Raw genomic sequence first — 20227 nt, 5'->3', positions numbered from 1 at the left:
TTATTAATTTGTGTTGATACGCTTTATTTATAGCTGCCAGTCTAAAAAGTTCTGCAATAACTGAGTGCCGATTTTAGCGCTACGTTCAGGGTGAAATTGCATACCCGCGTAGTTATCGTTGGCAACAATCGCTGAGAAGGTTTGCCCGTATTCGCCACTAACCAATGTTGCATCATTCACGGTATGAGCAAAACTATGCACAAAATATACTTGCTTGTTTGCATCAAGGCCTTTGGTTAAAGCATGTTCACGATTAACGGTGAGGTTATTCCAACCCATGTGCGGAGACGTTAAACTACCCACATCAAGTGCTTTAACGTGCCCAGGTATTTTGCCAAGGCATTGCACATTACCTTCTTCAGTGCTTTCGCACAGTAACTGCATGCCTAAACAAATCCCCATCAGAGGGCGTTGGTATTCATTGATTGCCTGTTGCCAACCGCCTTCTACCAAGCGCTTCATAGCAACAGATGCATGGCCAACACCTGGTAAAATAGCGCGTTCAAAGTTTTTAAGTTGCTCTGGCGAGGTGATAACTTCTGGCGTTTGCCCTAAGCGCTCAAAAGCAAAGCGTACAGAGTTTATGTTGGCACAACCGGTGTTAATTATGGCAATCATAAACACCCCTTAGAGCTGGCTGTTTGTTGGCTGGCATCAGCGGCAATGGCCATACGTAAAGCGCGAGAAAACGCTTTAAATAAACCTTCAACTTGGTGATGGCAGTTACCGTCGCTAACCGACAATATTAAGCTGATCGCTGCATTGTCGCTTAAGCTTTTGAAAAAGTGTTCAACCATTTGTACGTCTAAATCACCGGCTTTTTCACGGCTAAAGTTAGCGTTTAATACAAACGAAGCACGACCTGACAAGTCAATTTGTGCCTCTGCTTTGCATTCATCCATCGGTAGCGCAAAACCATAGCGAGCAATTTGTGATTTAGTACCAATGGCTTGTTTAAGCGCTAAACCAAGGGCAATGCCGATATCTTCAACAAGGTGGTGCTCGTCAATGTGCAAGTCGCCGCTGGCTTGAATATCAAGGCCAATATTGGCATGGGTGCGAATTTGATCAAGCATGTGATCAAAAAAGCCAAGGCCGGTGCTGATCTCGCCATTTTTACTTTGATCTAAATTGAGTTTTACATCAATTTGCGTTTCTTTAGTGTTGCGAGTCACGCGGCCTTGTCGATCAGCGGTGGTAAGTTTAGTGACAATTGCATTCCAATCACCGTCATACAAAATACCTTCACAACACAAGTTTTGTGCAAGGCCAATATCTGTTTGGCGATCGCCAATCACAAATGAGCGTGCTAAATCGACTTTACCTGAGCGCATTAACTCGGTAAGCAACCCTGTTTTTGGCTTACGACAATCACAATTTTGCTCATTAAAGTGTGGGCAAATTAATACGTCGTCAAATTTAATGCCTTGGCTTGATAAAATAGCCATCATCTTATCTTGGGCAATATCAAAATCAGCCGTTGGAAAGCTGTCAGTGCCTAAGCCATCTTGGTTTGACACCATCACTAAACGATAGCCTGCGCTTTGTAATTGCAAAAGAGCAGGGATCACGTTTGGTAAAAACGCTAACTTTTCAAGACTGTCTACTTGCTTGTCGGTGATTGGCTCTTCAATAATAGTGCCATCACGGTCGATAAATAAATACGGGTTGCTCATGATACTTCCTGCTCTTTAAAAGTGGCTGATTGGCTTAGGCCATCTAACCATATTTTTACTTGTTCTAGTTCTTGCTCACTGCCGATTGAAATACGTAGCCAATCGTTTTCGCCGTATAAAGTAAAAGCACGCATAACTAAGCCTTGCTCAAGTGCGATATTAAAGCTGTTTTTATCGGCGAGCTTTAGGGTGACAAAATTTCCTTCGCCACTGAGCACTTGTAATACGGCAGGGGAGGCTTCGAGCCACTGCTTTAGCTTTGCCCTTAGTGCATTTAAAATACTTACTTGGCGACGCATTGAAGTAATGGCATCTGGGCTGAGTGCATTTGCAGCAATGCTTGCCACTACCGTTGATACTGGATACGGTGCAATCACTTTACGGATTGGCGCTAGTACTGACGATTGGGCAAGAGTAAAGCCTGTACGCAGGCCTGCTAACGCAAATGCTTTAGAGAGCGTTCTAAGTACTACTATGTTGGCAAATTCGTTGATGAGTTTGCTTGCACTTTGCTCTGGGCAAAATTCAATATAAGCTTCATCCACAACGACCAGTGCTTTATCGGCAAGTGCTGTTGCAATAGCCTTTATTTTTTCAAGCGGTGTTAAGCTGCCTGTTGGGTTATTTGGATTACAAATAAACACTAATTTGCTATTACCAACAGCGTTGATTATTTCATCAACAGTACCATCGAGTAATAATGCTTGGCTTAAGCCATTTATTGCTACGTTGTGGGTGTCGGCGGTGACTTTGTACATGCCGTACGTAGGTAAAAATAAAGCAACCGAATCTTGCTCTGGTTGGCAATAGGTGCGTACCAGTAGCTCAATACCTTCATCCGCACCACGGGTCATAAGTACTTGTTCAGCAGTGAGTCCTGCGTAATCAGCATAGCGGTTAATAACATTGATAGGCTGCGGATCAGGGTAGCGATTTAAATCATTAATGCTGATATCGATACTTTTAACATACGGGCTTTCATTTGCATTAAGCCACGTTGTGCCGGTTAGTTTCTCACTTTTTGCCGAGCTATATGCTGCTAATGCATCAATATTGGCCGGTAATAAAGGATTATTGCTCATTGTTCATCGCCTCTAAACGCACCTTAACGGCATTTGCGTGGGCATCAAGTCCTTCTGCATCAGCCAATGGTAAAATTGCTTTTGATAAGTTTTTTAAACCATTTTGAGTAATGGTTTGTACGGTATAAGTGCGAAAAAAATCAAGTAAGTTTAAGCTTGAATAAGTGGCACTGTAGCCATAGGTTGGTAATACGTGATTAGTACCAGAGGCATAATCACCAGCAGATTCTGGCGTGTAGTCACCCACAAATACAGATCCTGCATTTTTAACTTTGTTTAAATACGGGTTGGCATCAGCCAGTTGCAGTATTAAGTGTTCAGGGCCGTATTGTGCTGATACAGCAAATGCTTGCTCGATTGAATCAACCAAAATAAGCGATGAATTAGCCAATGCTTTTGCGGCAATATCTTGACGCGATAGTTTAGCTAATTGGCGTTCAATGGCTTGCTCGGTGCGGGCAATCATACGTTCACTGTTACACAGTAAAATTACTTGCGAATCAGCGCCGTGCTCAGCTTGAGATAATAAATCAGCGGCAATAAATTCAGGGTTTGCGCGCTCATCGGCAATCACTAACACCTCAGATGGGCCCGCAGGCATATCGATCGCCATGCCTGGTATGGTCTGAGCTACTAGTTGTTTAGCCATAGTCACAAAGCTGTTACCCGGGCCAAAAATTTTATTCACCTTGGGCACTGAGTCTGTACCATAAGCCATTGCGGCGATTGCACCTGCGCCGCCACTTTCTACGATTGTTTTGATACCGCATAGTTTAGCCGCATATAAAATTGCTGGGTTTATCGGTAAATCACCTTGCACCGGTGTTGCTAACACTACGGTTGTCGCACCACTTAGCTGCGCCAGTACACCTTGCATGATCACTGATGAAGGCAATGGCGCACTGCCACCTGGCACATATATTCCAACGGCTTCAATGGCTTGGTATTTTAGTTCACATAACACACCGGGCTGAGTCGACAATTTAATATCTTTGGGTAGCTGTGCTTGGTGAAAACGTTTTACATTAGCGTAGGCTGTGTCTATCGCGTATTTAAGCTCAGCGCTTAACTGCTGCTCAGCGGCATTGATCTCACTTTGCGGCACTAATAAGCGCGGATTTTCGCGGTTATCATATTGCTTAGCCATGTCGAGTAAGGCTGTGTCGCCTTGCTCTTTTACGTTTGCCATAATTGCTTGGCAAATAGCTTCTACTTCCACACTTGCACTAACAGCAGGGCGCATTAGCGCCGCTGCTTGTGCATCTTTGGAAACCTCATTCCAGCGCAACATTGACTTACTCCATCATTTTTTCAATTGGCATAACGAGGATAGAGTTGGCGCCTAGCGCTTTTAATTGCTCCATTGTTTCCCAAAATAATGTTTCACTGCTCACCATGTGCAGGGCTACGTACTCATCAGAGCCAGCAAGCGCTAATACCGTTGGTTGGCCAGAGCCTGGTAAAATATCGCAAATTTCATCCAGTTTATCTTTTGGCGCGTGCAGCATGATGTATTTGCTTTCTTTGGCTTGTCTCACGCCGCGTAAGCGTGGCATAAGTTTGTTGATAAGCGCTAGTTTGTCAGCATCTTGTAAGTCTTTATTTTGGATAAGGCAGGCGTTTGATTCTAAAATAGTATCGCCTTGCATAAGGCCGTTGGCTTCAAGTGTGGCACCGGTAGATACTAAATCACAAATTGCATCGGCAAGTCCTGCACGTGGTGCGACTTCTACAGAGCCAGTCAGCATTACTGTGCTGGCGTTTATGCCTTCACGCTTTAAGTATTGAGTTAAGATTTCAGGGTAGGTGGTAGCAATGCGTTTGCCTTCAAACCAGCTTTTATCTTGCTTGCCAAGTTCTGACGGCCATGCAAGTGCAAGGCGACAGTAGCCAAAATCAAGTTTAGACAGTTTAGTAACTTCACTTGGTACGCCTTGGCGCTGGCGCTCAGCTTGTACTTCAACGAGTACGTTTTCGCCTACTATGCCTAAATCACACACGCCGTCCATTACCAGACCGGGTATATCGTCATCGCGCACCCGTAGTACGTCAATCGGCATATTGGTCGAGTGGGCAATCAAACGTTGCTCACGCAAGTTAAGTTTAACACCTAGCTGTTTTAGTAAGTCTTGGCAATCTTTAGAAAGGCGGCCACCTTTTTGGATGGCGATACGTAGACGGTTGCTATTACTCATTATTCATTTTTCCTTTAATTTAAAAACTAAAAACCCCGAGGGAACCTCAGGGCGAAAAATGAATCATTGTATGTTGACTCGCCAGAGGTTCCTTTTAGGAATAACCTCTCAGCGAAAGACCTGACAGGTTATTCCGGTGAATGGTGGTGATGATGTACTGTTGTCAGGTTTAAGCGCATTATAATATATCCTAAATAACTTTCGTTTTATCATTGCTTCATGTAAACAAAAGTGTTTAATCTGTTTAAGTAAATTTCACATATAGAAAAACACATTTGTGGGGAAGCTGGCAAGTTTTTTTTGCATAAATTAAAGAATAAGCTATAACGGCCGATGATAAGAGTAACCAAAGGAGGAACGTATGGATATTATGATCCCTTATTTAGGGCAGATCACTCGTTTGCAACTTGAGTCGAAAGGCGCTTTTCATATTGCGGGGCTAAAAGATTCGAACGCGCAGCGAATTGAACGTGAAAAGCGGCAAAAACGTCAGTTGGAGCGCAAAGAACTACTGTCTAAAGAAAAGCTTGAAACAGCTAAGAAAGAGCGCAATACAGACGAGGAAGACGAAACCCATTTAGACACATGGGCGTAATATTTCTAGGATCTTATGCATAGAAAATGCATAACTAATTCTAGCACCGTAAGCATTAGCTTGCGGCGCCAGAAGTAAGTTTAAATGTTAGTTTTGTTGTTTGGCACTAATGCTACTGTGAATTAACGGCGAAATAGTGAGCCCTTGCACAATAATCGAAAATATCACCACAACGTAGGTAACAATAACAAGCAGGTTGTGTAAATCAGAGCCGCCCACAAATACCTGATCACGAGGAATTGCCGCAGCCATTGCTAAAGCAAGGCCACCGCGTAGGCCGCCCCAGGTTAAAATTTTAACTGAGTGTTTGTCGTATTTTCTAAATTTCTTAAATACCACAAATGGTGCGCCAACACTGATAAAGCGAGCAAGTAATACTGCAGGCACCATTAGTAGTCCTAAACCAATTTCAGCTAGGCTGATGGGCATAGTGACAATTAGCATCCCGATAATCAAAAATAACAATGCATTCAAAAAGCTGTCGGTGGCGTGCCAAAAGTCTTTTACGTAGCGAGTGTCTTCAGGCCCGGTGCGCTCTGTCGCTTTAGTACGGGTTATATTACCTAACAATATACCGCTAGTTACCATCGCCAGTGCGCCAGATATTTCCCATATATTGGCAGCGGCGAATCCTGCTGTCGGTATAGTTAAGGTTAGTAACAAGCGAATATTTACATCACGACTGTTGATGATCAGATAATGACCCACTAACGCAATCACTAAACCAAATGCAATCCCTCCCAGTGCGTCGACAAAGAATAGCTCTGCAATGCCTGCTGCACTGGCTTCAGTGTCGAGAAAAGCCACGGCAAAAATAGTGGTAAAAATAACTAAACCAATACCGTCATTAAATAATGATTCACCTTCAACTTGCACAGAAATTCCTTCAGGGGCACGCATTTGTTTAATAATTGCAAGCACTGCAATTGGATCGGTTGGACTTATTAATGCACCAAACAATAAACAATAGATAAAAGGCACCGCAAAGCCTAACGCGGCAAATAAGTAAAAGCTTAAAAAGCCAATGATAAAGGTGGAGGCTAAGGTCGAAAATAACACCAGTACGGTAATTTCAAAACGTTGTTTTTTGAGTGCCGCAAGGTTAATTTCCAGTGCGCCTGCAAACAGTAAAAAGCCGAGCATGCCTTTGAGTAATAATTGATTAAAATCGATACTTGAGACTATTTGTGTAATCTCCAGTGCGGTTGAATCGCCCAATAATTTTACCGCGAGTATTAATAACAATGAAATCACTACTGAGCCAGTTGTTATGGCAATAGTGGTTTGCATTTTGAGGATATACTGGTTAGCAAATGCGATAAAAATCGCTAATGCAGATAAAAAACAAATGAGGTACCAAGCATTCATTGTTTGACCTTAAATAATATATTGGAATGAGCAAAAAGGAATGTACTTTCGCGCAGGTATGTTACTCCTGAGACTTTCAAATGTCACCGCGATAATACTGTTAATTACACTTTTAATAGGCGTTTATGCTACTGACGCAATGACAGCGAAATTAATTGATGGTTTTGTTTGAAGTTTTATGGGTATGAACAGCTTCTAAACGTCAACAGCTTCTTTTTCTAGTCGTCAACATTTGCAGTTTGCTATCTATATCGGTAGTCCTATTGCCAATTAATTATAGAGCCGAGTAGCAATGACATTTAATGTATTACCAATAATAAAAACAAATGATATGTAACCACATGTTAATTTAATGTAATTATTTATTTACAGTTTTCCGGGGTTTTGTTAGTGATTAATTAACAATGTTGGTTTAAGTTGTTGTTTTAAAATGTTTCTGTTTTGGTTTTTTGTTATTTAATGTTAATTTTTTGTTTCATTTTCAATTTCACTGAAAGCAGTATAGGCTGAACTTGAATCGGGAACGGGTAGTGCCGGTTTAATACAAAAATATTAAATAAATAACAACTTAAATGGAGCGTAAACGTGAATTTATCTAAAATCACATTAGCAACACTTGCTGCTCTTGCGGTAACGCAAGCATCAAGTGCAGTAGCTGCAAATAAACAATATCTAAATGAACAAGCAGCCCTAACTACAGCTTTGCAAAATAGTGCGTCATCGGTACTTATGGCAAGCCCAATGCAGTTAGTTGGTTTAGATGCTGGCAATGAGTTAGTCGTATTAAAAGAAGTAAAAAGTAACAATGGTGATACGACACGCCGTTATCAACAACAGTATCAAGGATTACCAGTCATTGGTGATACTGTGAGTTTAACGTTTGATAATAACGGCCAATTAAAACGCGCTCATGGTGCTGCTGTATATGATATTAGTAGTGATATAAGCTCAGTGATGCCAAAACTCAGTAAAAAAATGGCTATTACACAGGGGTTAAAAAACTCCCCCGCAGCGGCTAAATCAGTAAGTCTTAAAAAACACAATGAACAATCGCGTTTAGCGATTTGGCTTGATGCGCAACATGTCGCACATTTAGTGTATGAAGTATCGTATGTTACTTATGGTGCTAATCCTTCTCGACCTTATCAGATCATTGATGCGAATTCTGGTGAGGTTTTGCATAGCTTTGATAACCTTCAACATGCCAATGCGACAGGCCCTGGTGGAAATTTAAAAACAGGAAAGTACATTTACGGGACTGATTTTAGTAGTTTAGATGTGTCGCAGTCAGGCAACACTTGCACCATGAATAACGCAAATGTTAAAACCATTAATTTAAATGGTGGCACCAGTGGCTCTTCAGCGTATTCCTTTACTTGCCCCGAAAACACCTTTAAGGAAATAAATGGCGCTTATTCGCCATTAAATGACGCGCACTACTTTGGTAATGTCATTTTTAATATGTATAACGACTGGATTGGTTCTCCTCCGCTGTCTTTTCAATTGCAAATGCGTGTTCATTACGGCAGTAATTATGAAAATGCTTTTTGGGACGGATCAGCAATGACTTTTGGTGATGGTCAAAATACCTTTTATCCATTAGTTAGTTTAGATGTTTCTGCTCATGAAGTTAGCCATGGTTTTACTGAACAAAATTCAGGGCTTGTATACAGTGGGAAATCGGGCGGCTTGAATGAAGCGTTTTCTGATATGGCTGGTGAAGCTGCCGAGTTTTATATGCTAGGCACTAATGATTGGTTAGTTGGCCAAGAAATTTTCAAAGGCAATGGTGCATTGCGTTACATGAATAACCCGACCCAAGATGGTAGTTCAATTGATAACCAATCGAGTTATTATTCTGGGATGGATGTACATTACAGCTCAGGTGTATTTAATAAAGCATTCTATAACTTAGCAACTAAAGCTGGTTGGGATACTAGAAAAGCTTTTGAGGTTATGGCGCGTGCAAACCAATTATATTGGACCGCTAGTACTAATTGGGACTTGGCTGGTAATGGTGTAATGGATGCGGCATGTGATTTAGATTACAGCCCAGATGATGTACAAAGCGCACTTGCGGCAGTGGGTGTAACGTCAAATTTAAGCCCTGGTAGTAGTTGTGGAGGAGTAGAGCCACCAATTGACGAGCCACTTAGCAATGGCGTGCCACGCACTGGGATCAGTGGTACAGAAAAACAGCAACTGTTCTTTACCTTAGAAGTACCAGCTAATGCCACTAATTTGCAGTTTAACACGGTAGGTGGCAGTGGTGATGCGGACTTGTATGTAAAATTTGCGCAAAGACCAACACTGAATAGTTTTGATTGTAACAGCACGACTTCAACCAGCACTGAAAGCTGTGCTATCAGCAATGTTCAAGCAGGTACTTACTATGTAATGGTTGAAGCCTGGAACCAAATATCGGGCGTTTCACTCACGGGGAGTTTTGATGGCGGTGATACGGGTACTACACCAATAAACCGTACTGAAACTAATGTAAGTGTTAGCTCAGGTGGTTGGACTCGTTTTAGTCAAGAACTAAGCGCAGGTTATTCAACATTGAATGTTGCTATAGCGGGTGGTTCTGGTGATGCAGACTTGTATGTTAATTTTGGCTCGCCATCATCAACATCGTCTTATCAATGTCGACCATATAAAAATGGTAACAACGAAAGTTGCGAAATTACTGCTCCACAAGCGGGCACTTGGTATATTGATTTACAAGGCTACAGTGCGGCAAGTGGCGTAACGTTAACAATAACGGCTAACTAATCCCTCACCTAAGGGAGCATTCGCTCCCTTTTTTACCCTTATATTTTCAGAGTCTGAATTTGGGTAAACACAGAAAAAAAGGAAACTGTTATGAATATCTTTGCACCAAGCGTCCTGCTTGGCACTGTGTCATTATTGGTAAGTCAGCTGGTAATAGCACAAGAGCCTGACAGTATTTGGGTAAGTATTGACCCTGTAGCAGCTAAACATTACAAATTAAACCAAACAGCTCATAAACACAGTACCGAGCTCCTCGCTCCACAAGCATCCAGCTTATCTTCTATTAATTTTATGCGTATTAAACAGACTGAAGTGGCTAATTTAAGTGAATTTATGCACGACAATTACCATCGCTGCGGTGGCTTTGTAGCACATGAATCATTGCTTGAGGCGCAGCTTTATACTGAGCAATTAGCTAAAGTACAGAATCAGTCAATCAACAGCTTGGCTATTAACTACACAATAGATAATGCGCAAACGGTACAGACACTGATCAATAACATTAGTCCTAATGATCTAACCAATACCGTTAATTCGTTGAGTGCTTTTAATAATCGCTATTACTCAGTACAAAGTGGAGTTGATGCATCTCAATGGTTAAAAGATTATTGGCAACAGTTAGCGAGCAACCGCGCTGATATTAGTGTTGATTACTTTAGCCATAGTTGGTCGCAATCATCTGTAATTGTGACTATTCAAGGCAGCGAAAAAGCGGATGAAATAGTAATTGTTGGCGGTCATTTAGATTCAATTAATCAATCAAATCCTAGTAATGGCAGAGCGCCCGGGGCGGATGATAATGCCTCCGGTATTGCGGTCTTGTCGGAAGTGCTTCGGGCAATCGTAGATAATAACTATCAACCACAAAGAACAATCCAAATTATGGGTTTTGCAGCTGAAGAAGTAGGGCTGCGAGGTTCAAAAGCGATTGCAACGGCGTATAAATCACAGGGCAAAAATGTGGTAGGTATGGTGCAATTTGATATGACCGGTAATCATGGCAGTAGCGATGATATTGTGATGATGACAGATTATACTAACAGCGGCCAAAATCAGTTTTTGGGACAATTGATCGATACTTATTTACCCACCCTAAGTTATGGTTTTGATCAGTGTGGTTATGGCTGTTCAGATCATGCTTCGTGGTATCAGCAGGGCTTTGCCGCCTCAATGCCATTTGAGTCGCGCATGGCTGATATTAACCCGCTAATCCATACAGCAAACGACAGTAATTTTGATGCTGATCATGCGAGTAAATTTGCCAAGCTTGCGGTGAGCTACTTAGCTGAAATGGCTAAAAATGCCGGCTATGAAGTACCACCCACTGACAATGAACTGGAAAATGGTGTCACAGTGTCTGGAATTAATGCGCTTGCTAAAGAGCAAGTTTTTTATACCTTAGCAGTCCCTGCAGGAAGTAGTAATTTAAACTTTACTACAGCAGGTGGCAGTGGCGATGCTGATCTATACGTTAAGTTTGGCGCACCGCCTACTTTACAAGACTTTGACTGTAACAGCACTAATTCAAACAGTAATGAAGCATGCGCTATTAGTAATATACAATCAGGTACATATCATGTCATGGTTGAAGCATGGAGCGCTATTACCGGTGTTTCCTTAACGGGTAGTTATGATGGTGACAATAATGTACCGACACCGATTAATCGTACCGAGACGAATGTCAGTGTGGCAACAGGAGGTTGGACTCGCTTTAGTCAAAATATCAGTGCGGGTTACGCGTCGTTAAATATTTCTATTTTAGGTGGTAGCGGGGATGCTGATCTGTATGTGAATTTTGGTTCGCCGTCATCAACGTCAACATATCAATGTCGACCTTATAAAAATGGTAATAATGAAAGCTGTACTATTAGCAATCCCCAAGCTGGTGCTTGGTATATTGATTTACAAGGTTACACTGCGGCAAGTGGTATTACTTTAACGATCAACGCACAATAATAACAATAGCAAAGGGGCATTGCTCCTTTGCTATTTGCTTTGCGTATTCACTTGCCCTTGGGGCTATGCTTACGTAAAATCCCGCTATTATTTTTAGCAAAGCGATCGTTATTATCAAACAGCTTTTTAGTGCAGCAGGCCCGTTAGCGCAATCTCTAGATGGTTATACGCCTCGCCAACCGCAGATCGATATGGCGGTTGCGGTGAGTGATGCATTAAAAAACCGCTCGCAATTAGTGGTTGAAGCGGGCACTGGTACAGGTAAAACCTACGCTTATTTAGCCCCTGCGCTAAAGTCTAAAGGTAAAACAATAATTTCAACCGGCACGAAAGCGCTGCAAGAACAATTATATCACCGTGATTTACCACAATTAGTCAAAGCGCTTAGTGCGAGTAAAAAAACCGCGCTGCTAAAAGGGCGCAGTAACTATCTATGTACTTATCGGCTTAATCAGCATGTTGCCCATGTACCGACCGATGATTCTGATGTGATGCATCAATTGGCCATGGTGGCTAAATTTGCCAGTGAAACGCACACCGGTGATCTGGCTGATTGTATTGGTATCGAAGAAGATGCCAAAGTATTACCTTATGTAAGCTCCACTGCAGATAACTGCTTAGGTAAAGAGTGTCCTGATTTTCAAGATTGCTATATTCGCAAAGCCCGCTTAAAAGCGATGGATGCCGATATAGTAGTGGTTAACCATCATTTGTTTTTTGCAGACATGGCGGTAAAAGATACCGGCTTTGCTGAACTCATTCCCACAGCTGATGCCTATATATTTGATGAAGCACACCAATTAAGTGAAATTGCCAGTGATTACTTTGGTGAGAGTATCAGCACTAAAAAGCTGGTGGACTTAATTAATGATTTACGAGCAATTTATCGCTCTGACATTCCGGATATGTTGCAACTTGGTAAAACCTTAAATAAGCTTGAAACCAGTGTTGCAGACTTGCGCTTACAATTTGGCTTAGATGGTAGCCGAGGTGATTGGCGACAAATGCTGGCAAGTAAAGAAATTTGCGCCGCGTTACATAGGGTGATCAGCGATTTAGACTTTTTGTATCAAGTACTCAAACATTGTTTAGACCGTAGCGATAAAATAGAACACCCATTTGAGCGTACCTTAGCTTTTAAAGGGCAATTAGAACGGGTGTTTGATATAAGCCAAACAGGTAACAGTTATTGGTATGAAACAACACGCCGCTATTTAACCGTACATATAACTCCGCTTAACGTATCAGTTAAATTTGCGCAAATGATGGCAGACACGGGGGCTGGCTTTGTATTCACCTCAGCGACTCTATCTGTCGATAATGCACTTGATCATTTTAACGCAAGCCTAGGCCTTAAGCCTGCCAAAAGTATGATGGTTGATAGTCCGTTTGATTATTATCAGCAAGCCTTATTATGTTTACCGCGTTATTTGCCTGAAACACATGCAGCGAATATGCCTCATGCGATTGTTAAGCTTACCCTCGATTTAATTAAAGCAGCAAAAGGGCGCTGCTTTGTATTGTTTACCAGCTATCGGATGATGCATTTAGTCGCCGAAGGGCTAAGTACGCAGATTGATTATCCTATTTATATGCAAGGGCAAATGTCTAAACGTATTATTTTAGAAAAATTTACCCGCCATGGTAATGCCGTATTATTAGGTACTGCGTCGTTTTGGGAAGGAGTTGATGTCAGAGGTAGCACACTCAGTTGTGTTATTATTGATAAGTTACCCTTTGCAGCACCCGATGATCCACTGCTCCAAGCTAAAATGCAAGATGCGCAATTACAAGGACATGATCCTTTTGCTTATATTCAATTGCCACAAGCGGTGATTGCACTAAAACAAGGCGTTGGACGACTGATCCGCGATAGTAAGGATAAAGGGGTGTTGGTGATTTGCGATAACCGTTTAGTGACACGCCAATACGGCCAAGTCTTTTTAAAAAGCTTGCCGCCGATGCGCCGCACACGAAGCCTTCAAGTGGCCAGTGAATTTTTAGAACACATTAACTAGAGAAATAATTACCATGAATAACGCAATCAGTACTAGTGATATTAATCTATTAGCATTTGACGCTTCTACCGAAGCATTGTCTTTAGTGCTCAATTATAATGGTCAGTTATTTCACCATTTTGAAGTATGCCCGCAACAGCATAGTCAAAAAATCTTACCGTTGGTTGATCAGTTGTTAGCTAAGGCAAATTGCCGTTTAACTGATTTAGATGTTATTGGTTTTGGCCAAGGCCCAGGTAGTTTCACTGGCGTGCGTATAAGTGTCGCCATTGCGCAAGGCTTAGCTTATGCATGTAAACTGCCACTAGTTGGTGTGTCAACGCTGCAAATGATGGCGCAGCAAGCTTATCAACAAACCGGTGAAAAAAGTGTATTTAGTGCTATTGATGCGCGTATGGGAGAAATATATTTTGCCCATTATAGACTCAGTGATAATGGTGTGATGACCTTACAAGGTGACGAACAAGTATTAAAACCCGCATTATTATCTCTTGCAGACGAACCAGGGATTGCAGTGGGCACTGGCTGGCAAACATACCCTGAGGCACTGGCAGATAACCCACAAATAGCTATCAATAACGACATCATATTACCTGATGCCGGTTTTATGTTGGCTACAATTAGCGATGATTTCAGTGCGCAACGTACGGTCAGTGCTGCGCAAGCTCAACCTAAATATGTACGTGATACAGTAACCTGGAAAAAATTACCTGGACGCGAATAAACTGATTAATAAAGCAACTTGCAAGGTTATTAAATTTGGCACATAATTTAATAACCTAAGTAACGAGACGCAACTTTGAATCTACCTATTGGCTCAGGGTTTTACTCGGGAGACATACCCGGTAAAATTACCTCAAGACAGATCAACACTAATAAACCTCAGGGTTTATTGGAGCAATCTGCTGCTGATAATAAACAGTCTGCGGAGTTTGTTAAATCAAGCCAAGCAGGTATTGCGCTGGCTGATAAGTTACAAAGTGATACTGCCCAACCTAGTTACCGACAAACGATTTATGACCAACCGACAGCCAAAGTAAGTCGTGCTATTTCAACCTACACCGAGTTTGCTAATTTAGAACGCCGAGCTGAAGTACAAAACTTAATTGGTGTGGACATTTACGCTTAACAATTAGACAGTAATTTAACTCTGTGTTGATGTGCTTGTATTTGGCAAAAGTTTACCTCCAGCTGTGATTAAAAAAGCCCAGATACATTATGACTGGGCTTTTTATAATTAACCTTTAATGTTGCAGTTAGCCTCTCCCCTCAGGAAAAGCAACATGCCAATTAAACATTACTGCTGTTCAATAAAGCCGATCAGTTTATCGGCAATATCAGTATTGTTTTGTGAGCCGATAAATTTATCAGCACCTTTACCATAGGCAAATACTTGTACATCAATAGCAGTGTGACCGCCGGTAGTCCAACCGGTGAAACTGGCTCTACTGATAATATCTTTAATGGCAAGATTAAGTGGTTTATCACCTAATTTTTTTGCTTGTTCAAGCTTGATCTGGTTTTCGGGAGTGTATTCTATATTCGTGTTAGCAGTCCAAATGGCTTTTAAATCATCAGACTCTGACATTAATTTAGTTAATTTAACGGCTGTGGCTTTCACGCCTTTTACTACCTCGGTTTCCCATTTATATTGACCATGCGCACCTAATGTTAAACCACCTGTTGAGTGATCTGCGGTGATCACCAATAAGGTATCCGGGTTTTTATCAACGTACGCTTTTGCTTGCTCGATTGATTTAGCAAAATCATCCATTTCCGCCATTGCACAGGCAATATCATTGGCATGGCCACACCAATCAATTTGGCTGCCTTCGATCATCACGAAAAAGCCATTTTTGTCATTTTCATCAAGTAACTCAAGCGCTTTATTGGTCATTTTTGCTAAGCGTGTTGGGTTATTATCTAACGCAAAGTCAAGCCCAACTGGAGCAAATAATCCCAGCGCAGGAATTTGCTTAATATCTTTTAACGCACTAAAGTCATCACTGTATTGATAGCCCGCTTGCTTAAATTCTGCAACTAAATTACGGTCTTCACGGATGTAATATTTAGTACCGCCACCGAGCATTAAATCAACGGGAAGTTTTCCGGCAATTTTATTATCAATGTAATCATTGGCAATTTCATCGTAGTTACGACGAGATTCATTATGTGCAGCGAAGCTTGCAGGCGTGGCATGATTGATTTGTGAGGTTGCAACTAATGCGGTGATCATGCCTTTTTGTTTGGCAATTTCGAGCATGGTTTTTACCGGTTTTTTATCGGTATCAACTGCAATTGCACCATTATAGCTTTTATGGCCGGAGCTCAAAGCTGTTGCGCCAGCAGCACTGTCAGTTACATAGGTATGGTCGTCAGGGGAAGTATGTGCCATACCTTTAAGAATTGTATCAAACACCGTACCTTCAATTTCTTTGGTCGACGGATCATCTTTAAAGTAGCGATATGCTGTAGTATAAGCGGGGCCCATGCCATCACCAATCATATAAATTATGTTTTTTGGTGCTTGCTCTGCGTATGCACTTGCTGAGCATAATAATGCCAAGAGGCTTATTTGTTTCTTCATCTTTGTACCCTGTTTATTATGTAGTGCCATTGTATACGCAATGTAGTATAAATAAATGTCTTTTACGTTAAACAAACTAAAAACAAAGGGGAATTACGCAGTGCATCCATTTTCAGTTCAAAGTGGCGCATTAACACTTCATGGCCTAACATTTGGGCAAGGAAAAGAGGTTGTCATTGCATTACATGGTTGGCTTGATAATTGTCATAGTTTTTTACCCATGTTAGAACATAACACCTTAACTGCAACTTGGTATTGTGTGGACTTTCCAGGACATGGTTTATCAGATTGGCGTGGTAGTGATGCACACTATTATTTCATTGATTACATTGATGATATTTATAACTTAATCGAGCAACTTGGGGTTAATAAAGTACACTTGGTTGGTCATTCTATGGGCGCAATGGCCGCTGGTCTTTTTGCCAGCTGTTTTCCTGATAAAGTAAATACGGTCACTATGATAGAAGGACTGGGAGTTGTCACAACACCCAGTAAAAAAGTGGTCGAGCAGCTTAGAAATGCAATTTTGAATCGACGTCGTGTAAATAAAAAAGCACCCCGACAGTACGAGTCAAAACAAATAATACACCAAGCACGGGCGGTACAAAGTGACTTACCTTTGGATTTAATAGCACTTTTGATGGACAGAAATATACGAGAAACTGAACAAGGATGGCTGCTAAGAACTGATCCAAAGCTTAAAAATCATTCAGGTTTTAGATTTGATGAGCAACAATGCATAGCGGTAATAAGCGAAATAAATGTGCCGTGCCAATTAATTCTAGGCAGTAAAGGATATCAATTTATTAGTGATAATTTAAATAAATATGCTAATTATTACAAAAGCTTAACAGTAAATGAAGTTGAAGGTGGCCACCACTGCCATATGCAAAGCCCTGAGCAATGTTTACAGCAGGTTCATGCATTTATGCTGCAAACTGGTGCATGTTAATTGTATATTTGCACAAAATGTGGGAATATTTGCGAATTAGAGTGATTGCTCAATTGTGAAATTGCCTTACTTAGTTTAAGGTTTAATAAAAATAAATTATAAATAGAACAGGAGCTAAGAGTGGAAAAAATTTGGCTGAAGCGCTACCCAGAGGGTATGCCTGAAACAATCGATCCTGAGCACTACAACTCGTTGTTAGAAGTGTTTGAAAAAAGCTTCACTGACTACAAAGACTTGCCTGCTTTTACCAATATGGGTAAAACATTGAGCTATGATGAAATAGACCAAGCAACAAAACGTGTTGCCGTGTATATTCAAAAAGAGCTGGGATTGAAAAAAGGCGATAAAGTGGCTGTAATGATGCCAAATTTATTACAAACACCTGTTTCAATACTCGGTATTTTACGTGCCGGTTGTGTCGTAGTTAACGTTAATCCGCTTTACACTGTACGTGAGCTTGAACATCAATTAAATGATTCAGAAACATCAGCGATTTTTATACTGGCTAACTTTGCAGACACGCTTGAAAAAGCATTGCCGCACACTAAAGTAAAACACATCGTAGTTACCCAAGTGGGTGATATGGTGGGTGGCTTTAAAAAGCACTTGGTTAACTTTGTTGTTAAGCATATTAAAAAAATGGTGCCAAGCTATTCATTGCCTAACCCCATTAAGTTTGAAGCCTTACTTGCAGCGAACGAAAAAGATTACATTAAACCTGAAGTGTGTTTATCTGATATTGCTTTTTTACAATATACCGGTGGCACAACGGGTGTCTCTAAAGGTGCGATGCTGACCCATGGCAATATGGTAGGTAACTTAGAGCAGGTTTCTGGTTGCTTAGATCAAGTGTTAGAACGTGGCAAAGAAGTTGTTGTCACTGCTTTACCGCTTTATCATATCTTTGCACTAACAGCGAACTGCTTAACGTTTATGAAGTATGGCGGATTAAATTTATTGATCACCAATCCGCGTGATATGAAAGGCTTTGTGAAAGAATTAGGCCAACATAAATTCACCGCGATCACGGGCGTAAATACATTATTTAATGGTTTGTTGAATACACCGGGTTTTGCCGAGCTTGATTTTTCAAGTTTGAAAATGTCCCTTGGTGGTGGTATGGCTGTACAGCGACCTGTTGCTGAAAAATGGCAAAAGATCACCAGTAGCAAATTAATGGAAGGGTATGGTTTAACTGAGTGTTCGCCATTAGTTACTGTCAGTCCTTATGATCTAGATTCATACAATGGTTCGATTGGTTTACCTGCACCTAATACTGAGATCAAGTTGATGTTAGATAATGGTGAAGAAGCAGCCAAAGGTGAGCCGGGCGAATTATGGGTTAAAGGCCCACAAGTGATGGTTGGTTATTATAATCGTCCTGATGCAACGGCTGAGTGTTTGCAAGATGGTTGGTTTGCCACAGGGGATATAGCCACTTATGACGATGAAGGATTCTTTTATATTGTTGACCGTAAAAAAGATATGATCATCGTATCTGGCTTTAATGTGTTCCCAAATGAGATCGAAGAAGTGATTGCAATGCATGAAGGTGTTTTAGAAGCAGCAGCAATTGGTATCCCTCATGATGTTAGCGGCGAACAAGTTAAAGTTTTTATTGTTAAAAAAGACCCATCTTTGACTGAAAAAGATATAATAAAACACTGTCGTGATAATTTAACTAATTACAAGGTCCCTAAACTGGTTGAGTTTAGGGATGAATTGCCAAAAACAAACGTTGGCAAAATACTCAGACGAGCCTTGAAAGATTAGCAAGCTAAAAAAGCCGACATATGTCGGCTTTTTTATTGTAGGAGATTAAGTGCAATATCAATTGATCCAAACCCAAAATCAATTAAATGAGTTTGTAGAGCAGATCCGTAACAAACCCATCTTAGCAATTGATACAGAATTTATGCGTCGTCGTACTTTGTATCCTGAAGTTGCCCTTATTCAAGTTTATGACGGCGAACATTTAGCATTAATCGATCCGCTAGCCGAGCTATCATTGTTTGATTTTTGGCAGATTCTACGTGATCCTGCGGTGTTAAAAGTCTTGCATTCACCGTCGGAAGATATTGAAGTATTTCAAAAATACGCCGGCTTCGTACCAGCTCCCTTATTTGATAGCCAATTTGCCTTGCAATTATTAGGCAATGGCAACTGCATGGGCTTTGCTCATATGGTAAAAAATTTACTCGATATTGAAATCGACAAAAGCGAATCACGGACCAATTGGTTACAGCGTCCGCTAACAATTAAACAACTCGATTACGCTGCAGCTGATGTATTTCATTTATTACCGTGCTTTAAAATTATTATTGAACAAATCAACGACGCTGGTTTCTTTGATATTGTGATCAATGAAAGTGAGTTGATTGCACAAAAACGGGCTTATCAAACACCGGATGAACATCTGTATCGAGACATTAAAAATGCTTGGCAATTAAAACCTGCGGATCTTGCTGTATTAAGAGAGCTTGCGGCTTGGCGTCGTAACAAAGCGATACGCAAAAATTTAGCGCTTAACTTTGTATTAAAAGAGCATTGCTTGGTTGAATTGGCAAAACGCAAACCAACGAGTTTAACTGCAATGCGTAATGTCCCAGAAGTCGATAGCATCGAAGTTAACCGCTCGGGCGTTGAAATCTTAAAGTGTATTGAAAAAGCTAAAGTGATCCCTGTTGCAGATTTTCCTGAGCCACTAAGACGACTTATTGACTTTCCAAGTTATAAAAAAGTAGCCAAAGAAATTAAACAAAAAATCACTGCAGTTGCTAAAAAACAGGGCATTCCAGAAGATGTATTTGCATCTAAAAAGCAAATCAACCAGTTGATCAGTTGGAATTGGAAGTTAACCAGCGCTGAGCGTGAACAGACTCCAAAGCCCGATTTACTTAACTCATGGCGTTATGAATACTTAAAAGACACACTGAAAGAGTGGGATGTATAATTATTAAGAGTTCATAGGGACTAAGATAGTTAATGTACTATTGTTAGTCCCTACTGTTTGTGTCAGAGGAGGG

Annotated in this window: 16 protein-coding genes; 9 read left to right on the top strand and 7 right to left on the bottom strand. The window is 41.0% G+C overall.

Annotated elements, in window-relative coordinates; translation table 11 throughout:
- Positions 1-27: 27 nt before the first annotated feature.
- From hisH to hisG, 5 genes are read right to left on the bottom strand one after another with little or no spacing between them, the layout of a single operon-like run.
- Positions 28-618, bottom strand: coding sequence for an imidazole glycerol phosphate synthase subunit HisH (hisH, locus tag H5186_RS05040; RefSeq protein ID WP_182761065.1), 591 nt, complete (start codon positions 616-618; stop codon positions 28-30).
- Complete coding sequence (hisB, locus tag H5186_RS05035; protein ID WP_182761064.1) at positions 615-1676, bottom strand: bifunctional histidinol-phosphatase/imidazoleglycerol-phosphate dehydratase HisB; 1062 nt, start codon at positions 1674-1676, stop codon at positions 615-617. The genes hisH and hisB overlap by 4 nt, the downstream gene beginning before the upstream one ends.
- Complete coding sequence (hisC, locus tag H5186_RS05030; protein WP_182761063.1) at positions 1673-2758, bottom strand: histidinol-phosphate transaminase; 1086 nt, start codon at positions 2756-2758, stop codon at positions 1673-1675. The genes hisB and hisC overlap by 4 nt, the downstream gene beginning before the upstream one ends.
- Positions 2748-4049 carry a histidinol dehydrogenase gene (gene hisD / locus H5186_RS05025; protein ID WP_149980206.1) on the bottom strand — a complete coding sequence of 434 codons (1302 nt, stop codon included), beginning with the start codon at positions 4047-4049 and terminating at the stop codon, positions 2748-2750. The genes hisC and hisD overlap by 11 nt, the downstream gene beginning before the upstream one ends.
- Positions 4050-4053: 4 nt before the next feature.
- Positions 4054-4953 (bottom strand): ATP phosphoribosyltransferase, encoded by a 900-nt coding sequence (hisG, locus tag H5186_RS05020; protein ID WP_145235723.1) that lies wholly within the window; start codon positions 4951-4953, stop codon positions 4054-4056.
- Between the two features lie 361 nt (positions 4954-5314).
- Here hisG and H5186_RS05015 point away from each other — a divergent pair, with 361 nt between their 5' ends.
- On the top strand, positions 5315-5548 hold the full coding sequence (locus tag H5186_RS05015) for a hypothetical protein (protein ID WP_182718775.1): 234 nt from the start codon (positions 5315-5317) through the stop codon (positions 5546-5548).
- Between the two features lie 87 nt (positions 5549-5635).
- On the opposite strand, the gene H5186_RS05010 is transcribed toward H5186_RS05015, so the two are convergent.
- Positions 5636-6916, bottom strand: a complete 1281-nt coding sequence (locus H5186_RS05010; protein ID WP_182718776.1) for a sodium:proton antiporter — start codon at positions 6914-6916, stop codon at positions 5636-5638.
- A gap of 585 nt (positions 6917-7501) precedes the next feature.
- Here H5186_RS05010 and H5186_RS05005 point away from each other — a divergent pair.
- The 5 genes from H5186_RS05005 (at position 7502) to H5186_RS04985 (ending at position 14791) form a co-directional block, all read left to right on the top strand.
- Positions 7502-9688 carry a M4 family metallopeptidase gene (locus tag H5186_RS05005; protein WP_149980208.1) on the top strand — a complete coding sequence of 729 codons (2187 nt, stop codon included), beginning with the start codon at positions 7502-7504 and terminating at the stop codon, positions 9686-9688.
- A 90-nt stretch (positions 9689-9778) separates the two neighbouring features.
- Positions 9779-11644 carry a M28 family metallopeptidase gene (locus H5186_RS05000; protein ID WP_182767958.1) on the top strand — a complete coding sequence of 622 codons (1866 nt, stop codon included), beginning with the start codon at positions 9779-9781 and terminating at the stop codon, positions 11642-11644.
- 191 nt (positions 11645-11835) lie between these two features.
- Complete coding sequence (locus H5186_RS04995; RefSeq protein WP_220491309.1) at positions 11836-13662, top strand: ATP-dependent DNA helicase; 1827 nt, start codon at positions 11836-11838, stop codon at positions 13660-13662.
- A gap of 13 nt (positions 13663-13675) precedes the next feature.
- Positions 13676-14386: a tRNA (adenosine(37)-N6)-threonylcarbamoyltransferase complex dimerization subunit type 1 TsaB gene (gene tsaB, locus H5186_RS04990; RefSeq protein ID WP_182718779.1), complete on the top strand. Its 711-nt coding sequence runs from the start codon at positions 13676-13678 to the stop codon at positions 14384-14386.
- Positions 14387-14461: 75 nt separating this feature from the next.
- Complete coding sequence (locus H5186_RS04985) at positions 14462-14791, top strand: hypothetical protein (RefSeq protein WP_149980212.1); 330 nt, start codon at positions 14462-14464, stop codon at positions 14789-14791.
- A 168-nt stretch (positions 14792-14959) separates the two neighbouring features.
- Here H5186_RS04985 and H5186_RS04980 read toward each other — a convergent pair whose 3' ends face one another.
- Complete coding sequence (locus H5186_RS04980; RefSeq protein WP_182794201.1) at positions 14960-16249, bottom strand: alkaline phosphatase; 1290 nt, start codon at positions 16247-16249, stop codon at positions 14960-14962.
- Positions 16250-16349: 100 nt separating this feature from the next.
- Here H5186_RS04980 and H5186_RS04975 point away from each other — a divergent pair, with 100 nt between their 5' ends.
- From H5186_RS04975 to rnd, 3 genes are all read left to right on the top strand, one after another.
- Entirely contained in the window at positions 16350-17201 is an 852-nt protein-coding gene (locus H5186_RS04975) for an alpha/beta fold hydrolase (protein ID WP_182794210.1), read from the top strand.
- A gap of 120 nt (positions 17202-17321) precedes the next feature.
- Positions 17322-18974, top strand: coding sequence for a long-chain-fatty-acid--CoA ligase FadD (gene fadD / locus H5186_RS04970; RefSeq protein ID WP_182740266.1), 1653 nt, complete (start codon positions 17322-17324; stop codon positions 18972-18974).
- Between the two features lie 49 nt (positions 18975-19023).
- A complete protein-coding gene (rnd, locus tag H5186_RS04965; protein ID WP_145235687.1) occupies positions 19024-20154 on the top strand; it encodes a ribonuclease D in 1131 nt (376 codons plus the stop codon).
- Positions 20155-20227 lie beyond the last annotated feature (73 nt).

This window comes from Pseudoalteromonas sp. SG41-2 (assembly GCF_014164535.1).
GTDB classification, from domain to species: Bacteria; Pseudomonadota; Gammaproteobacteria; order Enterobacterales; family Alteromonadaceae; genus Pseudoalteromonas; species Pseudoalteromonas rhizosphaerae.
The sequence above is the reverse complement of the archived record's forward strand: the minus strand, read 5'-3'. Positions and strand labels throughout refer to the sequence as shown.